The following is a 12,066-nucleotide window of genomic DNA, read 5'->3' as shown; positions in this document are numbered from 1 at the left end:
CGGTGCCGCGTTCCCCCCTGCGCCGCCCGCCGGAATGACGCCGGCGGCGTATCCGGCGCGGGCGAAGGCGCGGATGGCCGCGTCCAGGTCCGTCCCCTCCGTGTGTCCACACCCGCGTCTGCCTTCTGGAGGAATCGTGACCACTCGTGTTCAGCTGCCGTTCGAGCGGCCCGGCCCGATGCTGCCCGCGCCGCTGCTGCGCGAACTGCAGGCCCGTGGCCCCATCCATGCCGTCCGCACCGCCCTCGGCACCCCCGGATGGCAGGTCACCGGATACGCGGAGGTGCGCCGGTTGCTGAACGACGACCGGCTCGGCCGGTCCCACCACGATCCCGAACACGCCTCCCGCACCGGGGAGTCGGTGATGTTCGGCGGGCCGATGGGCGACTTCGAGACCGAGCAGGCCGACCACCGGCGGATGCGCTCGCTGTTGCAGCCGCACTTCTCGCCCAAACGGATGCGCGTCCTGCGCGCCCGTGTCGAGACGCTCACCGCCACCCTGCTGGATGAGCTGGCCGCCGCCGGGCCACCCGCCGACCTGCACTCCGCGCTGGCGCTGCCGCTGCCCATCGCGGTCATCTGCGAACTGCTCGGCGTGCCCTACGAGGACCGCGAGCAGTTCGGCGCCTGGAGCCGGGCCGCGAGCGACGTCACCGACCGGGCCCGTTCCGAGCAGGGCCTTGAGGAACTGTTCGGTTACGGCCGGCGCCTGGTGGCCCGTAAACGGGCCGAGGGCGACACCGACGCCGATGTGATCTCCCGGCTGGCCGCCACCGACGGGGTCAGTGACGAGGAGGCCGCCACGATGAGCATGATCCTGCTGTTCGCCGGGCACGAGACCACGGTCACGGCGATCGACGCGGGGGTGCTGTGGCTGCTGGCCACGGCGGGCCAGTGGCAGGCGCTGGTGGCCGACCCGTCCCGGATCGGCACGGCGGTCGAGGAGATCCTGCGCGCGCTCAGCCTTGGCGGGGACGGCATCGCGCGCTACGCCCGCACCGACCTGGAGATCGCCGGCGTGCGGATACGCGCCGGTGACCTGGTGCTGCTGGACACCGGCGCGGCCAACTACGACGCCGCCGTGTTCGACGACCCCGACCGCTTCGACATCGGTCGCGCGGCCGTACCGCACCTGACCTTCGGCCACGGCGCCCGCTACTGCATCGGCGCGCCGCTGGCCCGCATCGAACTCCAGGCGGTCTTCTCCCGGTTGACCGGTCGCTTTCCCGCCATGAGGCTCGGCTGCGCGCCGGAGGAGCTGACCTTCGACGCGAACGTGGTGACCGGCAGCCTGACCGCCCTGCCCGTCAGCTGGTGACAGGGCTTCGATCTATCGAAAACTTGCCCACATACATCACTTTGTGTATGTGAAAAGACACTCTCCGCCCTGGAACCGTTCGGTGGCGCGGAGGCGGTCGCGCCCGGGTCCGCACCCTGTGCGGACCGGCGGGCCGTACGGCACCGCGTCGCCGGTGGAGTCGCCGGGCGAACCTGAGCCGGCCCGCCGCCTGACGTTGGGTCACCGGACGGGGCCGACCTCCAGGGCGGGGCACCACGACGCCTGTTTCAGGCCGCCGACCCGGCCGCAGAACCCCACCTGCGCCGGTCGGCCGAAGCCGTCGACGCGCTGAACGGAGATGAGCTTGTCCAGCGGGACCTGACGGTCGACGTCACCGCCGAAGTCGATCATGCCGCTTTCCCCGTCGAGCGCCTTGTCTCCGTAGACGCCGCTGATGGCGTGCCAGATCGTCGCCGACGTCAGCGGCATGTCCAGGAACTCCTCCTTCAGCTGCCTGACGGCGTTGACGTAGAGCCTGACGGCGTCGAAAGCGATCGCGGCGTGCCCGTCCAGCGAGGAGCTCTCCAGCTGACTGCACTCGTCGGGGAACAGCTCCGCCAGCTCGGCGTAGAGCTCGCTGGTGCTGTCGCAGCGTGCGGCGTCGAGCGCGAAGTCGAGAAAGTCGTAGGAGATTCCGGGAAAGTTCTTCCGGCGTTCGGCGTCGGCGGCCAGGCGAGCCACGTCGTCGCCACCGAGAATGGTGGGCGGTTCTGAGTTGCAGGCCTCGTTGACGCCGCCCAGCATCGACTCGAAGTCCTCCGCGCGTCCGGCGAAGAAGATCAGCCCTGAGTAGTGACACGCCTGTCTTCCCAGGTCGATCAGCCCGGCGGAGATCCTGCTGGAGTCCACGCTCGGAGTGGAGTACGGAATGACCTCGGTGGCGAAACCGATCTCCTTGAAGCTCTTCTCGACGTCGTCCTTCAGATTGTCGCTGTAGATGTCCATCGGATCGTCGGAATAAAGTATGCGAACCTTGCGGTCTATTTTCTCCCCTGTTCTGTAGCGAAGGCGGCCCGCGTACGCCGCGGCGACCTCGGCCTCACGCCTGTTCTGCGGCGAGATCTGGAAGTACATGGGCGACTGGCGGATGAGGGTGTCCGCGGAGAGGATCGTGCCCACCGCGGGGAGCCCGACCTTGGTCAGGGCGCGGATCGTCCGGCTGGTGGCGTCCCTGCTCTGGTCGAGGCCGGTCACGCCGAGAATCGTGGGGTCCTTCTCCTTGAGGCGCGCCAGGATCTCGGCGACCTGGGGGCCGTACCTCATTCCCGACCCCGCGTTCGCCGGATAGATGCGGACTATGGGCTCTACGGGACCGGACCTGCGGAGTTGACGTGACTGCGCGCTGGCCGCCCCCTGCAGGGCCTCGCGCACGTAGGCCCGTGCCCGTGGGGATCTGTCGGTGGTGCTGAACAACGCCGACAGGTGAACGAGCGTGATCAGGGGGCGTTTCGGGTCCTGCTTGTGCAGCTCGTCGGCCTTGCGGTTCAGCTCGTTGACGGTCTGGAGGGTCGCCTTCAGCTTTCCGTCCGAGGTCTGGAAGGAGAATCCGTACCGCGAGACGCCGACGCACTCACCTGTGGACATGGTCTGGACCGTGCCGGAGTCGGCGGCGAACACGTCCAGCCCGCAGTGGGCGCTCTGGTAGTCCTGGATGGCGTACCACTGTCTGACACCGGCACCGGCCAGCACCAGGGCCACGGCGGCGGCGAGCATCCTGCCGGTCGAACGGCGCGCCCACAGAGGCGGCGCCGGAACACGTAGCCGCGCGTCCTGTGCGACCTCTTTCTGGCGGATGAAGTCGTATCCCGTTTCGGTCGGCGACATCGGGTCGGGAACGAGCAGCGGGAGGTACCAGGAATCGTGTGTCCTGGCGCGGGCGTGGCGCAGGAAGCCGTCACGCCAGCCGTCATAACGCCGGTCGTCGAGGGTCCAGAGCCGGTTGTCGCCCCAGTAGCCGTAAAGGCGCGACCCCGGTTCCGGCACCGCCGTGTCGCACGCTATGACGAGGAGGGGGTCGAAGGCCCCTGTGTCGATGCGGACGTCGATGATGGTCTCCAGGAGCGTGTCGCCCCCGTTCTCAGAAGTCGTCCCGTCGAATATCGCCACGCAGTACGCCATGCGCCGCGCGGCTCTGGGACGCCAGAACCGACGGCGGTAGGCGACACGCAGGTCCTCCATGAACGCGTTCGCCATGAGTTTGCGGAGCTGCTCGATGTTCTCGACGTCCTTGTTCGGGCCCGTCAGCTTCTCCGCGAAACCGATGAACGTGCCCGGATCGGCCGGTGAGAGGTACGGCTGGCGAAGCAGCCATCGATACTCTCCGCCGAGCCCGAGACGTATCCTGAACCAGGCGAGGGGGAAGACGTACAGGCAGAGCAGCCGTAACCACCAGGGCACCTCGCCCACGGCGAATTCCGCCTGGGGTGAGCGCAGGAACCCGAACACCCCCCTGCGGCGGATCTCACGTTCCCGAAGCCTGCGCAGGAGCGTCGGTGTGTGGCCGTCCACGGCGTCCGCGTCGCTCTGTTGCAGGAGCCAGTTGACCAGGCCGAACCTGCGGAACCGCACCTTGCCGTCACGGCCGTTGACATCGCGGCCGAACGCCTGCGCCAGTTCCGCCAACGCGGCGCGCGTGACCTCGACGGACTCACGTTCCGAGCCCAACGCCCGGTCGGAGAAGACGCACAGGCCGTACGGCACCCGGCGTGGATCGGCCTCACGCAGGAAGTGGGCGAGACCGTGGGAGAGTTTCGTGTGCTTCTCGGCACCGACGACGTAGACGATCGGAAGTCCTTCTCTGCCCTGCCTCACCCCTCTGTGGCTGTCGGGCACCGGACATTCACCACGTCTCGGTCGGCGAGCGAGCCTGGCGATCAACCGCAGGAGATACCCGGCGCCAGGGAAAACCGGAATATCGGATGGATCGTGAGGAACATTCATGGCGCATCCCGAAATATCAGGGGAAAGGCGTGACGGCTCCGGCGTTCGGTGTCCGCCTGCCAATGGTGCCCGCCTGCCCCGACAGGGCGCCGCCCCGTACAGCCGGATCCGCATCGATCCCGGAAGTTCGCCTGTCCGCTCCCGTAACACCGCCTGAGAACCGGTGCCGTTCTGGCCGACGACCGCAATCACGGCACCTCAGATGTATTGCGCCTGATCAGAGCCGTTCCGGAGACACACCGCGGCAGCGCGCCCCCCGCCCCGCCGTGACGCCGAAGCCCTTCTCTTCACTCCCGATCGCCGTCGGAACCTGTCTCGAAAAATCAGCCGAATTATCACTCATGATCGTTTCAGCCCTTCAGGCGTAACGAAATCACTGAGAGCGAGTCACCACCTCGCCATGGCTGAATTTAACACCAAACCACCATGGATCACATGCAAAGCGTTAATTTCGCTATACCCTGCGTTATTTGACGGTAAGTCCGATAGGATAGGAATGTTCATCTGCTTTTTCACGCCAACGGGAAGCGATTCCGCCGCACGGGTGTGCCCCCGTCAGCTCCGGGCCCCCAGGATGGCCCTGCCGATCCGCACCAGGGTGGCACCCTCCTCGACGGCGATCTCGAAGTCGTTGGACATGCCCATCGACAGCTCACGCCAGTCGCGGTCCGGCACGTGCTCGCGCAGCGCGTCCCTGATGCGGGCGAGAGCCCGGAAGCAGGGACGGACCTGTTCCGGGTCGTCCACCAGGGGGGCGACCGTCATGAGGCCGCACGGCACCAGGTTGGGCAGCGCCGCGATCTCACGGACGACGCCGAGGAACCGTTCCCATCTCTCCCCGTCACCGGGGCCGCGGAGGTCGAAACCGGACTTGCTCGCCTCGTCGGCGACGTTGACCTGGAGCAGGATCCGCATCGGGCCCCGCTCGGGATCGTCGGCGAGGACCCGGTCGAGACGCCGGGCGAGCTTCAGGGTGTCGACGGAGTGGACGACGTCGAACATCCGCACCGCCTGGGCCGCCTTGTTGGACTGCAGGGACCCGATGAGGTGCCAGCGCCAGGGGTCGTGGCCCAGTTCGTCGATCTTGGTGGAGGCCTCCTGGATCCGGTTCTCCCCGAGATCGGTCACGCCGGTGCCGTACAGGTGGGCGACGGTCGTGGCCGGATGGGTCTTGGTGACCGCGATGACGGTCACCTCCTCGCCGTTCCGGCCGGACTTCTCGGCCGCGACGGTCACCCTGTCCCGGATCGCGGTCAGCCTGACGAGCAGTTCTTCGGAGTTCATCGGTCCTTCCCATCGTTGAGGTGGCCGACGGGCTCGCGGACGGCCTGACGCATCGACCGCCGGATGCCGATCAGGACACCGATGATGACGACGGCGATGCCCACGATCTCGACGGGCGGCGGCAGACGACGTTCGGCGAGGAAGACGTAGGCGAGCCCGGAGATCGTCTCGAAGACGATGAGCTGTCCGGAGACCGAGACCGGGAGCTGGTGGGAGGCCCTGTTCCACAGCAGGGTGCCGACCCAGGAGACCATGACGCCCAGGATGAGGCTGCCCGCTATCAGCCAGGCCACCGAGTCCCTCGCCCCACCGGTGCCGGGGGCGGGGGAGGCGGAGGCGCCGAGCAGCAGCAGTGGGCTGGCCAGCAGTGCCATGACGAGGGTCACCACGCCTATGAGGGTCGACCACCGCCCCGAGGACATCTCCGGGTGGGTCTTGAGGAAGGCCGCGTTGGCGACGCCGTACCAGGTCCACATCAGCAGGGCGAGGAGGGCGCAGCCCGCGCCGGCGAGCTGGGCGGCGAGCGGCCGGTCTCCGGTGCCCGACCAACCGGCCTCGGTGAGGTTGACGAGGACGAGCCCGGCGGCGATGAGGGCGATGGGCAGGGCGAGGCGGCCGAAGGGGAACTCCTTGTGCCGCCAGTTGCCGTAGAGGGCGACGGTGACCGGGAGGGTACCGATGATCACAGTGACGACGGGGGCTCCGACCAGGGCGACGCCCTGGACGACGAAGAAGTAGTAGCCGACGTTGCCGGTGAAGGCGAACAGGACGGCCATGAGCCAGACGTCTCTTCCGAGGCCACGGAGCCGGGTCCTGGTGACCGCGAGGATCAGCAGCGACAGGATGCCGTAGCTGACGTACCTGCCGAGCGTGATGACCACCGGGTCGAAGGCGCTGAGCAGGACGGGGACCAGGAACGCGAGGCCCCAGATGAGGTTGGCGGTGATCCCCGTCGCGACAGCGGCCGTGGTGCCGGCGAGCGAGGACCTACCGGGAACTACCATCGGGTCTCATCTCTCCATCGCGTCGTCTGTGCGGAAAGCCGGAAGTGATCACGAAACTACATTGATCGGCTTCCGGTCCGTGGCCACTGTTCCGGAGTCGGCCAGCGCCTCGCGCAGCCGCCGCTCCAGCGCGAACATGTGGCGGTGGGTGACGGCGTCGTAGACGGTGGACGCCTTCGGGTCCACCTTCGCCATGGCCGCCGCCACCCGCTCCTCCGTCACACCCGTGGGATCGACGGTGTCCCCGGCGACGACGAACCCCCACGGCACTCCGTAGGAGGGCACCGAGATGGCGTACGGCGTCGCGTACCGGAAGACCGATCCCAGGGTCCGCAGGGTGCCGGCGAAGAAGTCCGCGGCGAGGAAGTGCGCGGGTCCCGCCTGCGTCGCGAAGAGCCCTCCGGGCCGCAGGACACCTCTGACCTCGGCGTAGAACTCCGCCGTGAAGAGCCGTTCGGTCGCCGACCCCTCCGTGGCGTCGGGAAGGTCGGCGACCACCAGGTCGAAGTCGTCACCTGCCTCACGGACCTCGCGGACGAGAGCCCGGGGGTCCCCGAACACGACGCGGCACCGGGGGTCGCGGTCGGCCCCCCGGTGCATGTGGGGAAGCATCGACCTGGTGATCTCGTACAGCTCGCCGTCGACGTCGAGCTGGACCACCCGCCGGAGGCCGGGCAGGGCGCACAGCCGGTGCAGGACACCGCCGTTCGCTCCGCCGAGGACCAGCACGCGCTCGACCCGGTCACTCATCGCGTAGGCGGGGTACAGCAGCGCCTCGTGGTAGTGGGCCTCGTCCCCCGCGGTCGACTGGACCCGCCCGTCGAGCAGGAGGGCGGGGCCGTACGTGCCGAGCTCGACGATCGCGAACTCCTGGACCGGGGTACGGCCGGCGCGGTGCACGGTCACGACGTCGTGGACGTGCCGCTCGTAGGCGGTGATGGGTTCGACAACCTGTCCGGCCGGCATGGGATTCCCCTGTGGTGTTCGCGAAGGTGTGGACGGTCAGCGGGCGGTGGCGACGACGAGGGCGTAGCCGAGCTTTCCCGCCTTGGTGACGGCGTTCTCGTAGTCGGCCAGCCGGGTGCTCGTCTCGAAGTACTCCTGCGAGGTCAGGGCGACGATCCGGTCGCGGAGGCGGTGCCGTACGGTGACCGACCTGTCCTGCCAGTCGCGGAAGGTCTCGGTCAGGTCGAGGCACTCCGTCACCGCGAAGCCCGCGTCGGTGAGGAGGTCGGCGTACTCGCCGGTCGAGTAGACGCTCGGGCAGGCCCACTCCGTGGTCAGCGAGTGCCACTCCCGTTCGTCCAGCTCCCCCGTGCGGACCCGTTCGAGGAAGGCGAGCGAGCCGCCGGGCCGCAGGAGCTCACGGCAGCGGGCGAAGAGCCTGGCGGCGTCGAAGTGGCAGAACGCGCCGGTTCCGTAGGCTCCGTCGAAGGGTCCGTCGAACTCCTGCTCGTAGACGTTTCCGTGCACGAGCCGGATCTCCTCCCGCTGACCCGTCGCGGTGATCCGGTCTCTCGCCTTCTCCAGCGGGCTTCCCGCCACGTCGATGCCGGTGATCCTCCAGCGGAACTCCCCCGCGAGGAAGCTCGCGACGGCGGCGGTGCCGCAGCCGATGTCGAGCACCGCCGCGCCCGGCGGGAGCTTCATGGCCGAGCCCATCAGCCGGAGTTCGGAGGCGCTGTTGTCGCTGAACTGACCGATGTACTCGCCCTGTCCGTAGACCTCGGGGTAGATGAGGTCGTGGACGAGGTTGTTGCCCGGCATCTCCTCGTCGTAGAGCCGGGCGACGGCGGTGAAGTTCTCGTTCTCGGTCTTCATGTCCGGGCACTCCCGTCGACGAGAAGCTGGATCGGCTGTTCGAGGTCGACGCCGGCCACGGCCTCGCGCACGTCCTTCGGCACGTGGAACATGTGGTGGTGGGTGATCCCGTCGTAGAGGCGGAGGGTGCCGGTCATCCGCTCCGCGAGGTGGCGGTCGATCTCGGCGGCTCCGGTGCCCAGCGGGTCGAGCGGCAGGTTGGAGCCGATGACCGTCATCCAGACCGTTCCGTACGACTGCGGGTGTGTGACGTAGCGGTAGGCGTGCGGGAAGACCCGCTCGACCACGGCGCCGATCCGTGCGGCCATCTCCGACGAGCGGGGGCCGACCGAGCCGCACCACGAGACGTAGAGGCCGCGTTCGCTGAGTCTGGACCGCATCAGGCCGACGCTCCGCGCCGAGAACACCTCGGAGGCGGGGCTGCCGGGCAGCGGTTCGCTCAGGTCGTTGACGATGAGGTCGAACCGGCCGGGCTCGTCGTCGAGGTACTCCAGCACGTCCGCGATCTGGAGCCGGACCCGGGGGTCGGACCAGTGCTCGGTGCCGACGTGGGGCAGGTGGTCGCGGGCCACGTCGATGACCGAGGTGTCGATCTCCACCTGGACCACCTCGCCGACCCCGGGGTATCTCAACAGCTCGCGCACGACACCGCCGGGCCCCGCCCCGATGCACAGTGCCCGCTCGCAGGAACCCCCCAGCAGGAACATGGCCGGGTGGACCATGCTCTCGCTGTAGATGTACTCGTCCGCGGCGACGTGCTGGATCCGTCCGTCGAGGAAGAGGCCCCGGCCGTAGCTCTCGGTCTCAAGCACCTGGATGTGCTGGAAGGCGCTCCTGGTGGAGCAGACCTCCGCGACGATCCGGTGGCGGTGAGCCTCGCCCGGGGCGATCTCCTCGAACGACCAGCGTCCGTCGGTCAACGGTCGCTCCCGGTCAGTTGCTCACGGGACCGGATGAGCGTGGGCTCGCCGCTCTTGTCGAGCAGCACCTCACACGGCTCGGTCTGGCCGAGGAACTGCGTGATCATCGAGTAGCAGTAGCTTCCCGCCTGGTCGAAGACCAGGACGTCCCCGGGCTCCAGCGCGGGCAGGTGGATGCCCTTGGCCAGGAAGTCGCGGGAGTACGTCGTCGATCCCACGACGTCGACCGGCTTCTCAAGCACGGCTCCGCTCTTGCCCAGGACGTCCACGTTGTGGAACTCGTTGTAGAACATCGACCGCGGAAGCAGGGTCGCGCTGGCGTCGCAGCAGACCAGGAAGCGGTCCGGCCTTTCCTTCACGTCGAGCACGGAGGTGCAGAAAACAGCGGTGTCCCCGAAGAGGGAGCGTCCGGGCTCAAGAATGAGCTTTATCGGACGGCCGCGCTCCTTCGAGTAGGCGTTGAAAACCTCGCTGATGCTCTTGTCGTACTCGGCGTAGTCGAAACCGATGGCGTCGTCGCCCCTGACCGGGAAGCCGCCGCCCAGGTCCACGTATTCGAGGTCGGCGAAGTGGTTCGAGAGTTCGAGGGTGCGTTTGACCCCCTGCATCATGGTCGCCAGGGAGACAATGTTCGTACCAAGGTAGACGTGCGTTCCGACAATGGTGATGTCGTACTCCTTGGCCGTGGCCATGACCTTCTCGAATTCACTTTCGAGGACGCCGATACGGCTCTCGGCGCCGATAAAGACGTTGTCGAGGGAGTTCTCGTCGATGTTCAGCCGGATACCGCAGCGTCCGCCCGGGTTCACCTCGCCGAAAAGCCGCAGCTGGCCGATCGAGTCCAGGTTGACGGCCACCCCGTGCTCGACGATGAACGCCAGGTCCTCGCGCCGCACCCCCGTCGAGGTGTAGATGATCTCGCTGGGGCTGAATCCGCAGTTCAGAGCCAGCTTCATGTGCTTCAGGGAGTTGACGAAGATGCCCAGGCCCCGCTGCCTGACCAGTTCGAGGAGGCGGGGGTTGTTGTTGGCCATGGAGGCGAAGTGAACCGCCTTCTCCGGGTATGCCAGGCCGGTGAATCGGCTGACGTTCCTGTCGATCAGGTTCTCGTCGTACACATAGCACGGTGTGCCGAATTCGGAGACGACGGAGGTCAGGCGGTCACGCATGAGAATTCTCCCTCTTAGAACACGGATACCGGGATGACGAAGGGGAGTGCCGTTGCTTTCCGCCCGCAGCGGGGGCGGCGCGACCCGGCCGTGACTATTTGGCGGCTCGCGTAACTTGACCGTAACTATTACTAATCGAGCAAGAAGGGGGAGTCAAGGCCCCTCTTTCAGGTTCCGCATAACTCCGTATCGGCGCAGGTCACGCACCGCCGGGTGGGGTTCCCCGGCACGACCAGGCATTCGGCGAAGTTCCCCTATCTCGCTCGTGAAGTTTTCACACCCAATGAGTGAAGTTCACACATTCCATATGGGGGCCGCACGCGCGAACGTCCTCCCCGATCAACGGCCGGATAAATCCCTACTTGGAAACAAGAAAATGCTCGCCGCGTGTCCGTCGCCGGAATTCAAAAAGGACAGGGGAGTTTATTTGTTTTCGGACACGACCCCTCCCGGCTCCCGGCTCCCGGCTCCCGGCTCCCGGCTCCCGGCTCCCGGCTCCCGGCTCCCGGCTCCCGGCTCCCGGGAGGCTACCCGTACCCACTCGTGGCGATCCGGTCGCGGGGGCCGTCACGGGCGGAGCCCTTGCGCGCGCCGGGCCCGGTCCGTTCGGCACCGCCTCCGCACGTCCTGGAGAACCCCGGCCGCGGGGCCCGGCACTCGCGAGGACGCGTCCCACGTCGACGACGGCCGGTAGGCCGGGCCGCCGTCGAAATGCCCTGAGGCCTGCGGCTCAAGCCGTATCCGAAGTCCTGGAGTGGGACATAAACGGCCGCATCCCCAAGCCCGAAAGGTCGACGAGAGTGTACATCTCATCTTTTACATGGTTATGATCCCAGGGTTTGACAGAGTCTTTTACGAATGGAGAAGAATCATGTCAAGTCGCCTCATCGGTCTGGGGATCGCCGCGTTCATCGCCGCCTCGTCGCTGGCCACCCCCGCCTCCGCGTCCCCCGTTCACACAACCGCCATCAAAATGGTGAACGCCCCGCTCAACGCCGAGTGCACCCGGCAAACCGACGTGAGCACGTACGCCCAGGTGTCGTGCACCGGGACGAGCCTGTCCTATCGGGTCGAGGCCCAGTACTGCCGCCCCGGCTCATGCTCGTGGCACAACGGCGTCTGGGTGAGCGGTGGCGCCTGGTCGACGCTGTCAGGATTCTCCGGGGGGGCGTTCGACCCGATCCAGGTCAGGTTCGCCTGACAAATCCGTCCGGACGTGCAGCGAGGAGTGCGGCGACGAAGCCAGACGTCCAGGACCGCGACGGGTCCTGTGAACCTCGGCCGTAGCAGGTGACGGCGGCTTCGAACTGGTTCTGATCCCGTTGCCCGCACCCTCTGTGGAGTTTTGGCCCTGTAACGCCTCGGGGTCGAGGTCCGGGGCCCGGCGACCCGCCGAGCCCCGGAGCCCACCGGCCGGTCTCCCCGTTCACGGGCCAACGCCATGCCGGACCCGCGAGGAATAACCAGAATCCCGGCCGTCGGGACCTTCAATTGACCGTGTTTTTCCCACCGGTCAGAAGCGGTTTTCAGCAATCAGTCAAATCGAGTGCCCTTAATGTCAGTGGGTGTCAGACCCAATGATCCGGACA

At 67.4% G+C, this 12,066-nt stretch carries 9 protein-coding genes; 2 read left to right on the top strand and 7 right to left on the bottom strand.

The window, feature by feature from the left end; translation table 11 throughout:
• Positions 1-136: 136 nt before the first annotated feature.
• Positions 137-1,318: a cytochrome P450 gene (locus ABZ463_RS25655; protein ID WP_362779716.1), complete on the top strand. Its 1,182-nt coding sequence runs from the start codon at positions 137-139 to the stop codon at positions 1,316-1,318.
• Positions 1,319-1,519: 201 nt separating this feature from the next.
• Here the strand turns inward: ABZ463_RS25655 and ABZ463_RS25650 are convergent, their stop codons facing one another.
• The 7 genes from ABZ463_RS25650 to ABZ463_RS25620 all read right to left on the bottom strand — a co-directional run bounded on the left by ABZ463_RS25650 (position 1,520) and on the right by ABZ463_RS25620 (position 10,477).
• Positions 1,520-4,171 (bottom strand): hypothetical protein, encoded by a 2,652-nt coding sequence (locus ABZ463_RS25650; RefSeq protein WP_362779714.1) that lies wholly within the window; start codon positions 4,169-4,171, stop codon positions 1,520-1,522.
• Between the two features lie 663 nt (positions 4,172-4,834).
• A complete protein-coding gene (locus ABZ463_RS25645; protein WP_352014966.1) occupies positions 4,835-5,563 on the bottom strand; it encodes a YggS family pyridoxal phosphate-dependent enzyme in 729 nt (242 codons plus the stop codon).
• On the bottom strand, positions 5,560-6,567 hold the full coding sequence (locus ABZ463_RS25640; protein ID WP_362779712.1) for a DMT family transporter: 1,008 nt from the start codon (positions 6,565-6,567) through the stop codon (positions 5,560-5,562). The genes ABZ463_RS25645 and ABZ463_RS25640 overlap by 4 nt, the downstream gene beginning before the upstream one ends.
• 48 nt (positions 6,568-6,615) lie before the next feature.
• Positions 6,616-7,533 carry a hypothetical protein gene (locus tag ABZ463_RS25635; protein WP_362779710.1) on the bottom strand — a complete coding sequence of 306 codons (918 nt, stop codon included), beginning with the start codon at positions 7,531-7,533 and terminating at the stop codon, positions 6,616-6,618.
• A 36-nt stretch (positions 7,534-7,569) separates the two neighbouring features.
• A complete protein-coding gene (locus ABZ463_RS25630) occupies positions 7,570-8,388 on the bottom strand; it encodes a class I SAM-dependent methyltransferase (protein ID WP_362779708.1) in 819 nt (272 codons plus the stop codon).
• The gene (locus ABZ463_RS25625) at positions 8,385-9,308 is read right to left on the bottom strand and encodes a hypothetical protein (protein ID WP_362779706.1); all 924 of its coding nucleotides are present in this window, start codon (positions 9,306-9,308) and stop codon (positions 8,385-8,387) included. Before ABZ463_RS25625 ends, ABZ463_RS25630 begins: the two co-directional genes overlap by 4 nt.
• Positions 9,305-10,477: a hypothetical protein gene (locus ABZ463_RS25620; protein WP_362779704.1), complete on the bottom strand. Its 1,173-nt coding sequence runs from the start codon at positions 10,475-10,477 to the stop codon at positions 9,305-9,307. Before ABZ463_RS25620 ends, ABZ463_RS25625 begins: the two co-directional genes overlap by 4 nt.
• An 871-nt stretch (positions 10,478-11,348) precedes the next feature.
• Here ABZ463_RS25620 and ABZ463_RS25615 point away from each other — a divergent pair.
• Positions 11,349-11,678, top strand: coding sequence for a hypothetical protein (locus ABZ463_RS25615; protein WP_352014972.1), 330 nt, complete (start codon positions 11,349-11,351; stop codon positions 11,676-11,678).
• Positions 11,679-12,066: the final 388 nt, after the last annotated feature.

Source organism: Streptosporangium sp. NPDC020145, from assembly GCF_040631275.1.
In the GTDB taxonomy this organism is placed as follows: Bacteria; Actinomycetota; Actinomycetes; order Streptosporangiales; family Streptosporangiaceae; genus Streptosporangium.
The sequence above is the reverse complement of the archived record's forward strand: the minus strand, read 5'-3'. Positions and strand labels throughout refer to the sequence as shown.